A 15,084-nucleotide genomic window follows, 5' to 3' on the forward strand; every position below is an offset into this window, starting at 1 on the left:
CCAGCGGGCATCGGAGGCGTCGCTCCGGATCTCCGTGACGTGCTGAACGCACCCACCAGAGACCTACCCTTCCCGCCCCCCATCGCTCCCCTTCGCCCCCTGTCACTCCTCGTCGTCCCCGTCGACCGGCTCGGTCGGGGAGCCGGGGCCTCCGCGCGGAGTGTCGCCGATGAGCACGGCGCCGTGGAAGCCGTCCGGCGCTACGTCCGACATCGTGTCGAGGGACTCGTCGGGGACGGGCAACAGGTGGGCGTCGACCCAGGTGTCCCCCGTCGCCGCAGCGGCCCACGGGTCCTCGATGACGACGGCGCCGGGCACGGTGCCGTGGCAGAGCACCCAGTGCGGTACCTCGAAGCCGTGCATCCCGGCGAGCGAGATCAGCAAGAGCACCCGCTCCCCTCGCCCGATGGCGCTCCGGATGCCGGCCGGGGGCAAGGGATGTTGAACAATCGGTACGCCGATCCGTATCGCGTCCGTACGGGACATGCTCTGGAGGTCGGCACGCCACTCCTTCTCGGTCTCCGGGAAGTTGTCGAGCAGGACGGGCCGGTCCACGTCGAGGTGGACCACCACGGAGGACGACGGCCATGCCCGGCGCACGGCGACACCCAGTCCGACAGGTTCGCACGAGGGGAAGTTCGTCGCGTCGCGCCACAGCGTCAATTCCGCGCGCCGGTCGAGCGATTCCGCCGAGCCCAGGCCCGCGTGCGCCTGCGCGACCAGCGCGGTCACGGCACCGCAGGAGAAGTGCGTGGTCTGCCGGTAGTACGGCGGCTCGGTCACCTCGGCGCCTGCGTGCAGCCAGCGGACGTAACCGGACGCGGGCCCCACCTCATCTTCCGCGCCCTCCACGAGGGGAGGACGCAGGAGGGTGAAACCGGCGGCGGCGGCATCCTCGGGACGTGCCGTCCAGCCTTCCCATTTGACCTGTACGAGGGCTCGGTCGCGGGCGTGGTCCACGACGGCCGCGACAGTTGCCGGTATGTCGCCGACGGCGTCGACGATCTTCAGGTAGGCCGTGTGCGGGCGGGCCGTGACCAGCGCGGCACCGATCCAGTTCGCACCGTCACCGTCCTCGTCGTCCCCGACGGCCACGATGTGGGCGCCGTGAGCCGAGCGGTCGACCGACTGCCAGCGCTCCAGCACCTCATGGTGCCCGAGCCGCCACAACGGGCGGGGCAGAGCTCCGGGTTCGAACGGCACGACCGTGCGCTCGGCGCGCGCTTCCTGCTGGGACGAGGGCATTCCGGTACTCCTGGTGGGTGAGGGGCGACGAGGGGCAGGTGGAGGCGAACGGGCTTTGCGCACGCCCCTGTTGTCATGCGCGGGATTTCCTGAGCACCCAGATGAAGTACGGGCCACCGACCAGGGCGACCATGAGGCCCGCCGGTACCTGGGCCGGTGCGACGACCGTCCGCCCGAGGGTGTCGGCCACACACACGAGTACTCCGCCGAGCAGCATCGCGACCGGGATCGAGCGACCGTGCCGTGCGCCCACCAGTGACCGGGCGAGGTGCGGGGCGACGAGCCCGACGAAACCGACTACGCCGACGGCGACCACGCTGAGCGCGGCGAGGACGGCGGCGATCGCCAGCGCCGCGAAGCGGGTGCGTTCCACCCTGACGCCGACGATGCGCGGGGTGTCCTCGTCGGCGGCGAGCAGATCGAGCCTGCCGCGTATCGCGATCAGCACCGGGAGCGCAAGCGCGAGGGCCACCGCCACGGGTAGGACATCGGGGAACTCACGGCCGTAGGTCGTACCAGAGAGCCAGGTGAAGAGCTGGGGTGTGTTGTACGGGTCGGCGCGCAGCAGCAGGAACGTGGTGACGGAGCTGATGCCGTATCCGCATCCGATGCCGATCAGTACGAACCGGTCGGGCAGGAAGCCGCCACGCCAGGACAGCAGGGTGATCAGCGCGAAGGTGGCGAGGGCCGCCGCGATGGCGACCACGACGAGCACGGGCCGTCCGCCGGGCATGCCGGACGTGACGACGGCTGCCGCGCCCAGTCCGGCGCCCGCCGTGATGCCGAGCACGCCCGGTTCGGCCAGCGGGTTGCGGACCGCGCCCTGCACGACGCATCCGGCCAGTCCGAGCGCCGCGCCGGCGAGCACCGCGGCGGTCACCCGCGGGACCCGGTCGTCGAGCGCCTGGCCGATCAGGTCCGGGGCGGCACCGCGCAGCCACAGGCCGATGTCACCGGTCCGCAGCCAGATGCTGCCCGCCAGTGCGCCCACGAGGACCGCCACGAACAGCAGCGCGACCGCGCCGGTCACGACGAGGAGGAAACCGCGGCGCGAGCGTACGGCAACCCGTACGTGTGGCGGTTGCCGGAGTTCGCCGGTGTCGCGCAGGCGTAGCGCGAGGACCACGATCACGACGGAGCCGAGCAGCGCGGTCGGTACACCGGTGGGGATGGAGGCGGCGCCGTTCGCACCCTGGATCGCGCGGAGGGTCGCGTCGGCGAGGAGGATGAGCAGCGCGCCGAGCAGCCCGGCCGCCGGGATGAGGAGGAGATGCCGACGCAGCGCCCGGGCGTGCCCGGCGATCAGGCGGGCCAGGACGGGGGCGCCGAGACCCACGAAGGAGATCGGGCCCGCCAGGGTGACCGCCGTGGCGGTCAGCACCACCGCGCAGACCACGGCACTCACGCGAGTCGTCCGGATCGGCACGCCGAGGGTGGCCGCGGTGTCGTCGCCGAGGTTCATCACGTCGAGCCGCCGGGACAGTGCCAGCGCGACGCACAGCACCACGGCCATGACGGGGAAGGCGCGGAGCGACGCGTCGATGTTCATCTGCGCGAGCGAACCGCTCCCCCAGGCGAAGAGACCGATCGTGTTCTGCTTGAACAGGATGAGGAGCATCCCGCTCACCGCGTCCAGTGCCATCGCCATCGCCGATCCGGCGAGGATGAGACGGGCACCCGAAGTACCGGCGGCCCGTCCCGCGAGGAGCAGCACGAGACCCGCCGCGACGAGTCCGCCGGCGAAGGCGACGGCACCCGACGCCCACAGCGGGACGGAGATGCCGAAGGCCGCGACGAGCGTGAGCGTGACGTAGGAGCCGGAGGTGACCGCGAGGGTGTCGGGCGAGGCGAGCGCGTTGTGCGTGACGGACTGGAGCAGTGTGCCGGCCGAGCCGAGGGCGAAGCCCACGGCCACGCCCGCGAGCAGGCGCGGGAGGCGCGAGCCGGTGAGGATCTCACCGACCGGCGCCCCGCCGCTGGTCTGTCGCTCCCCGGCGAGGTAGCGCACCAGGTCGCCGACGCCGACGCCCGACGTCCCTTGCGTCAGATGCCACATGCCGACCAGGACGGTCAGCAGGAACAGCACGGCCAGGACGACCACCCCGGTGGGGCCGCCCCCGCGCGGCAACGCTTCGCCCGGCGGCGCCGCCACCGTCTCCCCTGTCGTTGTGCTCACTTGTCGAGTACGTCGACGTACGCGTCGATGGCCTGCTCGCAGGAGAGCGGGCCGCCCGCGCCCCACACCCCGGACGGGAACGCGTGCGCGCGTCCCTCCTTCACGGAAGGCATGCTCTTCCAGAGCGGGTTCTTCTTCAGCGCGGCGACGTAGCCGTCGGCGCCCTCGTCGGCGGAGTAGAAGAGGTTGGCGTCGCCCACCGAGGTCAGTCCCTCGACGTCGGTCTGTGCGAGACCGTAGGAGGGGTCGACGCCGCCGTCACCGTGGGCCTTGTTGATGGTGTCGGTCCAGGCGGGGGTCATTCCGAGTTCCTCACCTATCTGGGTGAAGAGGGCTCCCTTGCTGTAGGGGCGGACGACGAGGTTGCCGCTCTCCAGCCAGCCGTCGAAGAACAGGAATTTCTTCGTCGGCAGGTCGGCGTCGGCGACCTTCTGCTTCGCGGCCGCGAGGTGCTGGTCGAACTGCTTGAGCACCTGGTCGGCACGTTCGGTGCGTCCGGTCGCCTCGGCGATCATGCTGAACACGTTCTTCATGTTCCCGAGCGGGTCCTTCGGGTCGGCGCCCTTGGTGGCCATCACCGGAACGCCCCGCTTCTGGAGCTTCACGAGGGTTTCGTCGTTCGCCTTGAACGCCTCGACGACGATGAGATCGGGCTTCGTGGCGTACAGGCTGTCGAGGTCGGGCTCCCCACGGGTACCGATGTCGGTCACGCCGCTGGGCAGCTTCTCGGCGCTGACGTAGGTGCCGTATCCCTTCTTGTCGGAGACGGCGGTGGGGGTGACGCACAGGGTCAGCGCGTCTTCGACCTGCTGCCACTCCAGGACGGCGATGCGCTTCGCGGGCTTGGCGAGCGTCACCTTCCGGCCGACGCCGTCGGTGAAGGAGACCGGCTTCGTCGAGGTGGTCGTGGTGTCGTCGGCACAGCTCTTCGACGCGGGCGAGGCACTGGCACTGGTGTCCGCCTCGACCTTGTCGACATCGGTCGTGCCGCAGGCCGATACCGAGAGGACGAAGAGCCCCACGGAGGCCGACGCCGCCAGACGGTGGGCACGGTTCATGAACAAGCCTCTTTCTTGATGTCCCGCGGTGTCCCTGCGGGTGTTCCTACGAGTGGGCGCGGCGACGGAGGCGCCGCTGCGGACGGGGTGCCGTTTCAGACGGGGTGGCGGCCGATCGGGTCGATGCGGAGCCGGCCGGTGCGCGGGTCGACGCCGACCTCCACACCGATGTCGTAGACCTCACGAATGTTCTCGGCGGTGAGGACGTCGACGGGTTTGCCCATCGCGTGCACACGGCCCGCGCGCATCAGGACGAGCGTGTCCGCGACGCGGGACGCCTGGTCGAGGTCGTGGAGGACGATCCCGACCGCGATGCCGTGGTCCTCCACGAGATCGCGTACCAGGTCGAGCGTCTCGACCTGGTAGCGCAGGTCCAGGTGGTTGGTCGGTTCATCCAGCAGTACGACGCCGGTGTCCTGGGCGAGACAGGAGGCGAGCCAGACCCGCTGCATCTCGCCGCCGGACAGTTCGCCGACCGGCCGGTCGGCCATGTCCCGTACGCCGGTGACGCCCATGGCGCGGTCGACGGCTGCACGGTCCTCGGCGCTCGGCCCGGCGAAGCCGCGCCGGTACGGGTGGCGGCCGAACGCGACGACCTCCGTGACCGTGAGTCCCGGGGGCGCGGGTCGCGACTGGGAGAACAGGGTGACCTCGCGGGCGAACTGACGGGCGCTCAGCAGCGCCGCGTCGCGCACACGCGGTCCGTCGGTGTCCGAACAGGGCCGGTCTTCGGCTCCGTCGTCGGCTCCGTGACCGAGGGTGACCCGGCCGGCGTCGACCTTGTGCAGCCTGGAGAGTGCGCGCAGGAGCGTGGACTTCCCGCTGCCGTTCGGCCCCACCAGGGCGGTCGCGCGGCCGGGTTCCAGGCCGATGGAGACACCGTGGACGACCGGCTTGCCGCCGTACCGCAGCACGAGGTCGTGCCCGTTGAGGGTGGCGACAGGGGCGGCCAGGTCGGTGGCGACGCGGTCGGCGGGCCGGAAAAGGCTGGTGAACATCGATGGATCCGGACGGTCGGAGGAGCAGGGACTACGGCACCCTCGACCGGCGGGCACGGTAAACGCCGCCAACGGTCCGCACTCGAACTAAGGGTTACCTAACTCCGCGAAGCTTATGTTTCGGCCGCCCCGTCGACAATCAGGAGTTGTGGACAGGCGATACGGGATTCCGGACACTCTCGTGGACGGCGTCGCCCGTGTCGAAGAACGCGCCCGGTGTGGTGCCCATGACCCGCCGGAAGGCGACTATGAAGGAACTGGGCTGTGCGTAGCCGAGCGTCTCGGAGACCGTCATCACGTCGAGGCCCTCGGAGAGCAGCACCAGTGCCCGGTGCACCCGCAGCATCTGCCGCCACTGCGCGAAGGACAGCCCCGTCGCGGTGCGGAACGCGCGGGTGACGGTGCGCTCGCTCATGCCGAGCCACCGCGCCCACTCCTCCAGCGAACGGGTGTCCGCGGGATCGTCCAGCAACGCCTCGGCGATGGCGTCGATGCGGGCGTCACCGGGCAGATGCAGGGCGAACTGCCGCTCGGCGGGGCGGATCACGTCGAACACGACCGACTCCGCCCGCGCCCTGGCCGCCGCGTCCAGATCCGTGCGGTACAGGTGTGTCAGCAAGGACTCCAGCAACGGTGTGATCGCGATCGCCGTCGGCTCAGCGGACGCGAACGCGAACGACGTCGACTCGGGAGCGAAGAAGGCATGATGGAATTCCGCACCCGCCGTGGCCCGCCCCCCGTGCACCACTCCGGCGGGCATCCACAGCCCCTGTCCCGTGAACACGGTGAAGACACGGTTTTCCACCCGGGAGGTCAGCGTCCCCCCGCGCACCCAGACCATCTCATGCAGGGGATGCGAGTGCGGCGCCCACTCCGTGGGGACCGGGGGCACGTGGAACCCCGCCGCGATGGCGAACGGCTCGACCGTCACCTGCGGAAAGGCATCGGACGGATGTACAACAGTGCCCGCCTCGCGCCGCCACGTCCCGACGCTCACTTCACCACGGGACGACCGGACCATGCGGGGAGTCTATCGAGCCTGCGTCAGTCGCAGGCGCGGTGCGGGTAGGAGTGGCGCAGGGGCACAGAAGACTGTTGAGCTGGTCGAAGGCGCCTCCGGCCTGCCATCGGGCGAAGCAGGCGTAGATGGTGTTCCAGGGCGGGTAGTCGTGCGGGACGTGATGCCAAGGGGTCCCGGTGGGTTCACGTAGCGGATCGCGTCCGGGAAGCCGCGCAGGTCGGTGTCGGGCGAGCGGCCGATGTCCAGTCCGGGGCCGCGGCGTTCAGCCTGCAAGGCCCCGGCGCGTGTGTCGGCACTCGAAGCACACGGCGCAAATACCAGCGCCTCGGCATGAACAGGAGCAGGCGGGCCAAGATGCCCCACTCGATCAGCGCTGCTGCAACTTACTGATCGTCAGAATGTGACGGGCGGGCCGAGTGGGGTGAGTCCTCAAGGCGTTGAAGGATCTGCGTGGGCTCGCCGTTCCCGACCAGGCCGGTGAGGACCTGGATCATGTTGCGGATACCGACGTCGCGGACGATGAGCCCGTCCGAGCACCGGAAACAGCGATCTCCCAGAGCATTGACCTCCGAGTCAGTCCTGAACGCAGCCAGTAGTTCACTCGCGGATACCTCGTTCACCTCATCCCCCCGTGACACTTTCCCACGTTCCCCCGAAGTAGGAACTAATTTCGCGAGCCTGGATTTCTCCTAAACTTGCCGTTTAACGTTCCGCTTCGAACAGGCGAACCGGGGGGTGGCATGATCGGCTCCGGTTCGACTTGGCTGTGAGGTGGTGTGACGTGGGCGATTGGCGGACTGATCCGACGTTCGCAATTTGCCGGGCGTTGGCGGGCGGGGCGGATCTGTCCTCTTTCGCGGGCGGGCCGTTCGACGTGCGGGCGGCGGTGGCCGACATCCGGCCCGAGACCAAGGACGGATTTCTGCTCGGCCAAGTCCCCTGGGAGCGCTTCCCGCAGGGTGAACACGTCAGGGAGGCCGTTCACCTGCTGCACACCGGCGGCTCCCGTCGTTCCGGAGCGGGCGTGGTGAGCGGCATGTGTGCCAACGACATGCGGGCCGCCGCCGTTCTCGCCGTACCGTTCCTGATCCGCATCGCCGCCGACACCCGCCACCCCTGTCGTGCCGACGCTCTCGCCGTGGCCGCCTGCCCGGCCCGTGCCCTCCACTTCGGCGTCGCCTCCCGCGAGGAACTGCTGCTCCACCGCGCCGACTTCCAGGACGGCGATCTGCACGACGACTACGACGACTACGGCGTTGAGGTGACCGGCTACCCTGCTGGCTGGTCGGTCGCCGCTGCCCGGGTCGCGATCACCGCCGACACCACCCTCCTGTACCCCCTTCTCGGCGACCCCGACCCGTCGATACGTATGGACGCCGCCTACACACTGGCCACCGCCGCAGACCCCGACCGCGCCGTCCGTTCCTCCTTCCGTGCTCGGCTCGCCACTGAGCAAGATCCGAAAGTCAGCGCCGCCCTGGTCCTCGCCACCGCCGAAGCCACCCGCACCCACCCCCACGCGCCGACCACCACATGGATGCGGGAACAGTGGCGGGACCAAACACAAGCACCCGAGGTCCGCCTGGCCGCCGCGATCGGCTGGCTCTGCCTCACCGACGAACCCGCCCCCGACGACTTGCGGACCGCCGTCGACGACCTCGCCACCGACGAACGCGCCCACACCATGGACGACTTGCGCTGGATGGCCAACGCCGGGGGGTCCCACGAGACCGGACTGCAACGCTGCGTCCGAACGATGCTCCACCCCGACCAGCCCGATCCCGAGGATCGCGATGACCTGTGGGCCTCGCTCCGCTGACCCTGAGGACAAGCCACCAGCGCTCAATCTTCGTTCATGGACTCGGCGAGGCATAAAGAAACTCACTGGATGTCTCGCGGTTGTCTGCCTGGTCTCGAACGTAGTTCACGCGTGCGTGAGGTTTGCCCAGATCAGGGCACGTGGGAACGGCCTCCGCTGATGCTGTGCTCCGTCACAGGTACACCGCTCAGCAGGAAGGCCGTAAGGATGAGCTTGTTGTGTGTGAGGGTCCCGCAGGATGCGATCGCGCAACTGTCATGCTTCCGGGCTGACTTCTACGACTCCTTGACCAGTCGTGCGGATGCGCTGTTCGAGCTGACGGACTCCCTGCTGTGCGCGGACGGGCCCGTGAAGACGCTGGTCGGACTCGCTCTTGAGCCCGAACACCGGCGCGGGCACGGCGCGTTGTACGGCGGTCTCAACCGGGGCCGTATCGGGGTCGACCGGCTGCGGCGGGTGCTGGCCTCGGTGACGTTGCCGCGGGCGGCCGACGGACGGCTGGTCCTGGCTGTGGACGTCTCGCCGTGGCTGCGGCCGGACGCCGCCACCAGCGATGCCCGCTCCTGCTGTCACACCTACGGCCGCGGCGAGGACAAGCACCTGATGATCCCGGGCTGGCCGTACTCGTGGATCGTCGCCCTGGAGACGGGCCGCTCCTCCTGGACCGCGCCCCTGGACGCCGTACGGCTGCGGCCGGGCGACGACCTCGCGGCCGTGACCGCCGCCCAGGTGCGGGACCTGGTCAAGCGTCTGGTCGAGGCGGGCCCGTGGAACGTGGGCGACCCGCTCGTCCGAATCGTGTTCGACGCCGGCTACGACGTGATGCGTCTGGCCTGGGCTGCTGTCCGACCTGCCCGTCGAACTCCTCGGGCGCCTGCGCTCAGACCGGGTCATGCGCCGTCCGGCGCCCTCCCGCGAGGAGTACTACCGGGCCCATCCCCGCGGCGGCCACCCGCCCCGGCACGGCAGCGAGTTCATCTTCAAGGACCCCAAAACCTGGGACAACCCCGACGCGGAGACGAAGACCCTCACCACGCGCTACGGCACCGCCCACGCCCAGAGCTGGGAACGACTCCACCCCGAACTGCAACAACGCGCCGCCTGGCGGAACCACCCCGGCAAACTCCCCGTCATCGAAGGCACCGTCATCCGCCTCCAAGTCGACCACCTGCCCAGCGGAGGCGACCCCAAGCCCCTGTGGCTGTGGTGGTCACAGCCCACCGCCGCCCCGGCGGACACCGACCAGGTCTGGCAGGCGTTCCTCAGAGGATTCGACATCGAGCACTTCTTCAGAATGATCAAACAGAACCTCGGCTGGACCGCCCCAAAACTGCGCGACCCCGAAGCCGCGGACAACTGGACCTGGTTGGTCATCGCTGCCTACACCCAGCTCCGTCTCGCCCGCCCCCTGGCCGTCGACCTGGGACGCCCCTGGGAACGCACCGTCCCCTCGAACAGGCTCACCCCTGCCCGAGTACGCCGCGGGTTCCGACACCTGCGCACCAAGATCCCAACGCCGGCCCGAGTGCCGAAACCCACCCGGCCCGGCCCGGGACGCCCGATCGGCTCGAAGAACCGCCGCCCCGCCCCTCTCTACGACATCGGCCTCGAACTCGCCACCGGCCAGCCCTACCGCCGGCCCACCCACCACAAGACAGGCACAAAACCGCGCCGCAGCAGTTGAACCAGCCACCCGAACTCATCACCATGAAACCGACGATGTTGGATAGCGGCATGGCGAGACGCAAGAAGGAGCAGCAGCCTCCCCTCGGCATTCCGAAGGGGATCGTCCTGCTGGAAGCGCCCGACGGCTGGCGCTACACCATCCTCACCGAGGACGGCGGAATGCTCTGCGGCCGCCTGAACGTAGCGCCACACACCGCCCCACAGGACGCACGCGCTGCGGCAGAAGCAGTGGCGAAGGGTCTCGCTCGCGACTTTCACCGCACGGACGTCGAGGTGAACTGGGACCCGCCCCAAGACCCAGGGAGCTGGAACGCAGAAATCACCATCGGCGTCAGAAACGAACTCTCCTCGCCGGACGCCGGAGGATAAACGGCAAGCTAAAATCATGTGTCTGTTCGTGACGATCCTGCCCGCCGAGGTACTGCCTCTGCTGTACCCGGGCACGCAGCCGGGTACCTTCGGAATTGCGCTGCTTCAGGTGGGGAGCAACAGCATCGTCGCCCGCCTAATACTCCAGCTGTAGATCGCGATCTTGTTGTCCTGTGCCATCGCGCCTTGAGCGGATGCCGCCGAAGTCTGACTGCAGGGCGACTCGCTCATCGAAGTCTGATTTCCGCTGGTCACAGCCACTGCTGAGCGCCCGTCTGAGAGGATCGGGGCATGGCGGACACATCTATGCAGATCAATGCCCTCATCGTCGATGCCACAGACCCCGAGCTGCTCGCTGCCTTCTGGTCCGAACTACTCGGCAGACCGGTCGTGGGACGTATGGGCCCATACGTGTGGCTGCGGCGGGAGAACGGCCTGGGTCTGGGTTTTCAGCGAACTGCCGAACCCAAGTCGAGCAAAAACCGGACGCACTTCGACGTCACCTCTCCCGATCCCGCCGCCGAGCAGCAACGGATCGAGATGCTCGGCGGGCACAAGCTGGAGCAGTACGCCGGAGGTGGGTTCCTGGTGATGGCGGACCCCGAGGGCAATGAGTTCTGCATCATCCCTGAGGGCCCCTTCGAGCTCGACGACGAGGGGCGCGCGAACTACCTCGGCTGATGGTCGAACGTCGATGGCACAGGACCCTTGCTGGTCGGGGCCAATCTGTGAACGGGTACGGCCGCCGTTGATCATCGGTGTGTGAAGACAGAAGATCAGACGGCGGCCGCGGGCCACAGCATAGATTCCGGCCGCTGGCAGAAGACGTTCGAGGTCCTGATGGGCCGTATCGCTGGACGGTTCGCCCGGGTGGAACCACGGCGCCGGGCACGGGCGTTCGTGCTCGGATTGCTGTCTGACCTGCCACGCAAGAACTCCTGGACGCTCGCCGAGCACGTCGGGGACGCAAACCCGTACGGCTTGCAGCACCTGCTGTCGAGGGCCAAGTGGGACGCTGACGCGGTACGCGACGACATCCGCGGCTTCGTCGTCGGGCAACTGCACGACACCGCGGCGGTGCTGGTCGTCGACGAGACCGGTGACCTCAAGAAGGGCACCGCCACGGTCGGTGTGCAGCGCCAGTACACCGGGACCGCAGGACGCATCGAGAACAGCCAGGTCGCCGTCTATCTCGCCTACTCCACCCGGCGCGGACACGCGGCGATCGACCGGGAACTGTACGTCCCCCGTTCCTGGACCGAGGACACCGCCCGCTGCAAGGCCGCCGGGATACCCGACACTGTCGGCTTTGCCACGAAGCCCGCACTCGCCGCTCGCATGATCGGCCGCGCCCTGGACGCCGGCGTCCCCGCGTCCTGGGTAGCCGGCGACGAGGTCTACGGGGGCAACCCGCACCTGCGGACCGCACTGGAGCAACGGCAAGTCGGTTACGTACTCGCCGTTGCCCGTGACCACCAGATCGCCACCCACGCAGGCAAGTTCCGCGCCGACACCCTGGTGAAGAGGCTGCCGAGGCGGCCCTGGCAGAAACTCTCCGCCGGAGCCGGAACCAAGGGCCACCGCTTTTACGACTGGGCCCTGGCAGACATCGCCGACGACCGGCCCCGCCACCACCAGCTGCTCGTGCGCCGCAACCGGCGGACCGGTGAACTCGCCTTCTACCGCTGCTATTCAGCCACCCACGTATCGCTGTCCACCCTGGTGCAGGTCGCCGGACGCAGATGGACGGTTGAGGAGACCTTCCAGTCCGGCAAGGGCCTCGCCGGACTGGACGAACACCAGGTCAGACGCTGGACGTCCTGGCACCGCTGGGTCACTCTCGCGATGCTCGCCCATGCTTTCCTCGCTGTCGTCCGCGCCGACGAACACGCCCGCCATCCCGGACCGGACGAGCTGATACCGCTCACCTGCAACGAGATCCAGCGCCTATTCAACGCGCTTGTCGTCCCGCTCGTCCACGACACGGCCCACCGGCTCCTCTGGTCCCATTGGCGACGTCGCCACCAGGCCCGATCCCAGACCAGCCACTACCACCGACAAGCCGCTCAGGCATGAAGATCGCGATCTACAACTGGAGTACTAGCTACCGGCGAGAAGGATGACCACCCGGAACGGCGTCGGCTGAAGCTGAGCTCGCCGAGCAGGTACCGCCGGGGCGCGAGGTACCGCTGCAGGTCCAAGTCACCTGCGGTAGCGGCCAGGCAGGTGCACTCCTCCGGGAGTTCGAGATAGCGGCCGAGGGGGCTCGGCTGTTGATCACGGTGCACGCGCCGGGGCTTCTGGCGCTGGGTGACTTGCAGCAGGAAGTGCGGGTCGAGGCAGGGCGGGACTCTGATGTGCTCCGCTTTGGCCTACGTACCCACCGGCCTGGGTTACATGCGGTCACGGTGCGTGCGTTCAGAGGGGGGTCATTTCTCGGGGAGTTGCAGCTGTAGATCTCGGTCGAGGCGGACGTACCCGCCCGTGACGGAGGGCCGCGCACGGCGCCGCTGGACTCACTCGCCTTCGACCCGGGCGAGGTGACGCTACAAGTACTCAAAGCCGCCGACGGTTACAGCTTCCAGTTGTTCAGCGAGACCAGCTACGCCCCGGCGTTCCAGCTGAAGGCCGGCGACCCCCGGCAGGCCACGGAGAACATCTACCGGGAACTGCGCAGGTTCGCTTCGGCGGCCGGCGTCGGCGCGGATGCCCAACAGGTCGCAGACGTCTAAAAAACCTGGGAGTAGCCCTTTGGCGAGCTGCTGTACCCGACGCGGTGCGGGGACAGTTCTGGCGGGAAGTCCACAAGGTTCGCGCTTTCACCGTGCTTGGTGAGCACGACGTAGTGCGGTGGGAGTTGTTGTATCCGCTCGACGGAACACAGCAGGGCGACGGCTTCCTCGCTGAATGGCTTCCCGTGGTACGTCGTGTCCACGGTCAGGAGCGGGTTCGGCAACTCCTCCTGTCCCAAGCCACCTTCGTCGTACCACCCGGATCGCCACCCGAGGCGGAGCGGGAGGTCACCGCTCTGCGTACCCGGTTCGGTCCCGCGATGGGCGACGGCGGCATCCTGACCCGGGGCGCGGAGGTCCCGAGCCGCCTCGATGAAGGGCTGGACGGACTGTTGCACTTCGCCTGCCACAACGCGTTCACCGAGGCCGGTTCCCAGGTCACCATGGCTGACGGCCCCTTCGACCCACTGGACCTCGCCACCGCACAGGGATCCCGTGCCTGGAGCGCCACGTGCCCGCTGGTGTTCGTCAACGCCTGCCGCAGCGCCGGCCAGATCGACTGGTACAGCGCCTCCCCGGGCTGGGCACCACAGTTCCTCGAAGCGGGCGCCGGGGCGTTCATCGGCACCTTGTGGCCCGTGCGTTCGGACTCCGCACTGGCCTATGCGGACGCCTTCTACACCCACCTGGTCACCAGCAGACTCCCACTGGGGGACGCGTCGATGAAGGCCCACCAGGCCATCCGCAACCACGATGGCGACCCCACATGGCTCGCCTACGCCGTGTACGGGAGTCCCGCCGCTCGCGCCACCCCGGTGTGACCACGGCCCCGGACGTGGTGGCGCGGAGTGAGCGGGTGCGCAAGAAGACCCGCGGCGACGGCAGAAACAGAAGACCAACTGAGAGTGAGACCGAGCACCGACCACTCCGGAGCCGGAGAGGCGAGCATCGCGGGGCGGTTCTGTGCCCAGCCCCGGACAACGAACTTGTCCTCGGTGAACGCGCCGAGCGCGAGTAGACAGGTGTGGTTTGCGTAGCGATTGGTCGGAGCGCCGCGTAGCGAAGTGCTTCCCGAACTAGCATCGTGGCTCGACAAAGTTCAGGTGGGTCACTGTTCACCCACGGCGCCTGGTGTGGCTTGGATGGTTGGGCAGGTTCAAGCGAACTGATCGACGCGAAGGCAAATTGGGCCAGAGTAGAGCGTGTTCGGGGGAGGTGGCCCATGTCGGTGATACGTCGACGCTGGTGGCAGGTCGGAAGGATCTCGGCCCAACATGACGTCCCTGGCCTTGGCGAGGCCATCCGCACGCCAGTTCCGGCCGGGAGCCCGCATCTCGTCGCGGTCGTCAGCGCGCAAGGCAAAACCGGAAAGTCCACGACGGTCGTCGGCCTGGGCGCTGTGCTTGCTTCCGAGCGGGACGACCAGATCATCGCGGTGGATGCCAACGACGGCATGCTGGGGCGTTTCGCCCCCGCCCTCAACACCCAGGTGACTCTGCGGGACTTGGCCGCTCGCCTCGCCGAAGGCGGTTTTGACATAAGGGAGTTCACCTCCCGTGCGCCCTCCGGCCTGGAGATTCTTGCGGGCGCCGCGGCCACCACCGCACCGAGCGAGCCACTCGACGGGGTGTCCTACAGCACCCTCCTCACTGCCCTCAACCTGTATGGCGTCGTCCTCACCGACTGCGCCACCGGAGCGGATGGTCTCACAACGTTTGTCGCCCTGACGGGGGCTGACCAGCAAGTCTTCGTCAGCAGCCTGTCCGAGTCCAGTATTGCCGCCACCGCTCGCGCACTGGCCACGTATCGCTACCTTGCCGATCACACTCACGTGGTCCTGACCGGTGTGCGCGACCGCGACACCATGCTCGATGCCCGGGACGCTGCCGAGCACCTTGGCGGATACTGCCGCAGCGTTGTCATCGTGCCGTTCGACGAGCGGCTCGCGGACCCTGGCCGCGTGGACCTGGAGAGCATGCA

General features: G+C 68.7%; 12 protein-coding genes and 2 pseudogenes. 8 read left to right on the plus strand and 6 right to left on the minus strand.

Annotated elements, in window-relative coordinates:
- Positions 1 to 102: 102 nt before the first annotated feature.
- The 6 genes and pseudogenes from OG226_RS00815 to OG226_RS00840 all read right to left on the minus strand — a co-directional run.
- Entirely contained in the window at positions 103 to 1,245 is a 1,143-nt protein-coding gene (locus tag OG226_RS00815) for a peptidase C39 family protein (RefSeq protein ID WP_329347304.1), read from the minus strand.
- 73 nt (positions 1,246 to 1,318) lie between these two features.
- On the minus strand, positions 1,319 to 3,421 hold the full coding sequence (locus OG226_RS00820; protein ID WP_329347305.1) for an iron ABC transporter permease: 2,103 nt from the start codon (positions 3,419 to 3,421) through the stop codon (positions 1,319 to 1,321).
- On the minus strand, positions 3,418 to 4,479 hold the full coding sequence (locus OG226_RS00825; RefSeq protein ID WP_329347306.1) for an iron-siderophore ABC transporter substrate-binding protein: 1,062 nt from the start codon (positions 4,477 to 4,479) through the stop codon (positions 3,418 to 3,420). The genes OG226_RS00820 and OG226_RS00825 overlap by 4 nt, the downstream gene beginning before the upstream one ends.
- A gap of 95 nt (positions 4,480 to 4,574) precedes the next feature.
- Positions 4,575 to 5,477 (minus strand): ABC transporter ATP-binding protein, encoded by a 903-nt coding sequence (locus OG226_RS00830; protein ID WP_329347307.1) that lies wholly within the window; start codon positions 5,475 to 5,477, stop codon positions 4,575 to 4,577.
- Positions 5,478 to 5,616: 139 nt separating this feature from the next.
- Positions 5,617 to 6,498, minus strand: a complete 882-nt coding sequence (locus OG226_RS00835) for a helix-turn-helix domain-containing protein (RefSeq protein ID WP_329347308.1) — start codon at positions 6,496 to 6,498, stop codon at positions 5,617 to 5,619.
- A gap of 64 nt (positions 6,499 to 6,562) precedes the next feature.
- Positions 6,563 to 6,774: pseudogene (locus OG226_RS00840) on the minus strand (transposase); the annotation flags it as partial.
- A 505-nt stretch (positions 6,775 to 7,279) separates the two neighbouring features.
- On the opposite strand from OG226_RS00840, the gene OG226_RS00845 reads away from it, so the two are divergent.
- From OG226_RS00845 to OG226_RS00880, 8 genes and pseudogenes are all read left to right on the plus strand, one after another.
- Complete coding sequence (locus OG226_RS00845; RefSeq protein WP_329347309.1) at positions 7,280 to 8,317, plus strand: hypothetical protein; 1,038 nt, start codon at positions 7,280 to 7,282, stop codon at positions 8,315 to 8,317.
- A gap of 207 nt (positions 8,318 to 8,524) precedes the next feature.
- A pseudogene (locus OG226_RS00850) lies at positions 8,525 to 10,001 on the plus strand (NF041680 family putative transposase).
- A 23-nt stretch (positions 10,002 to 10,024) separates the two neighbouring features.
- Complete coding sequence (locus tag OG226_RS00855) at positions 10,025 to 10,372, plus strand: hypothetical protein (RefSeq protein ID WP_329347310.1); 348 nt, start codon at positions 10,025 to 10,027, stop codon at positions 10,370 to 10,372.
- Positions 10,373 to 10,388: 16 nt separating this feature from the next.
- On the plus strand, positions 10,389 to 10,526 hold the full coding sequence (locus OG226_RS00860; RefSeq protein ID WP_329347311.1) for a hypothetical protein: 138 nt from the start codon (positions 10,389 to 10,391) through the stop codon (positions 10,524 to 10,526).
- 137 nt (positions 10,527 to 10,663) lie between these two features.
- Positions 10,664 to 11,053: a VOC family protein gene (locus tag OG226_RS00865; RefSeq protein WP_329347312.1), complete on the plus strand. Its 390-nt coding sequence runs from the start codon at positions 10,664 to 10,666 to the stop codon at positions 11,051 to 11,053.
- Positions 11,054 to 11,212: 159 nt separating this feature from the next.
- On the plus strand, positions 11,213 to 12,448 hold the full coding sequence (locus OG226_RS00870) for an IS701 family transposase (RefSeq protein WP_329353275.1): 1,236 nt from the start codon (positions 11,213 to 11,215) through the stop codon (positions 12,446 to 12,448).
- Between the two features lie 464 nt (positions 12,449 to 12,912).
- Positions 12,913 to 13,104 (plus strand): hypothetical protein, encoded by a 192-nt coding sequence (locus OG226_RS00875; protein ID WP_329347313.1) that lies wholly within the window; start codon positions 12,913 to 12,915, stop codon positions 13,102 to 13,104.
- 92 nt (positions 13,105 to 13,196) lie between these two features.
- Positions 13,197 to 13,925 carry a CHAT domain-containing protein gene (locus tag OG226_RS00880; RefSeq protein ID WP_329347314.1) on the plus strand — a complete coding sequence of 243 codons (729 nt, stop codon included), beginning with the start codon at positions 13,197 to 13,199 and terminating at the stop codon, positions 13,923 to 13,925.
- The last annotated feature ends 1,159 nt before the right edge of the window (positions 13,926 to 15,084 follow it).

Origin of the sequence: Streptomyces sp. NBC_01261 (assembly GCF_036226385.1) — a bacterium.
In the GTDB taxonomy this organism is placed as follows: domain Bacteria; phylum Actinomycetota; class Actinomycetes; order Streptomycetales; family Streptomycetaceae; genus Streptomyces.

What these genes read in the sequence shown, in the direction of transcription:
- OG226_RS00865 (WP_329347312.1), top strand. Translation starts at nt 10,664, where the DNA reads ATGGCGGACACATCTATGCAGATCAATGCCCTCATCGTCGATGCCACA.
- OG226_RS00855 (WP_329347310.1), top strand. Translation starts at nt 10,025, where the DNA reads ATGAAACCGACGATGTTGGATAGCGGCATGGCGAGACGCAAGAAGGAG.
- OG226_RS00860 (WP_329347311.1), top strand. Translation starts at nt 10,389, where the DNA reads ATGTGTCTGTTCGTGACGATCCTGCCCGCCGAGGTACTGCCTCTGCTG.
- OG226_RS00830 (WP_329347307.1), bottom strand. Translation starts at nt 5,477, where the DNA reads ATGTTCACCAGCCTTTTCCGGCCCGCCGACCGCGTCGCCACCGACCTG.
- OG226_RS00815 (WP_329347304.1), bottom strand. Translation starts at nt 1,245, where the DNA reads ATGCCCTCGTCCCAGCAGGAAGCGCGCGCCGAGCGCACGGTCGTGCCG.
- OG226_RS00835 (WP_329347308.1), bottom strand. Translation starts at nt 6,498, where the DNA reads ATGGTCCGGTCGTCCCGTGGTGAAGTGAGCGTCGGGACGTGGCGGCGC.
- OG226_RS00825 (WP_329347306.1), bottom strand. Translation starts at nt 4,479, where the DNA reads ATGAACCGTGCCCACCGTCTGGCGGCGTCGGCCTCCGTGGGGCTCTTC.
- OG226_RS00870 (WP_329353275.1), top strand. Translation starts at nt 11,213, where the DNA reads ATGGGCCGTATCGCTGGACGGTTCGCCCGGGTGGAACCACGGCGCCGG.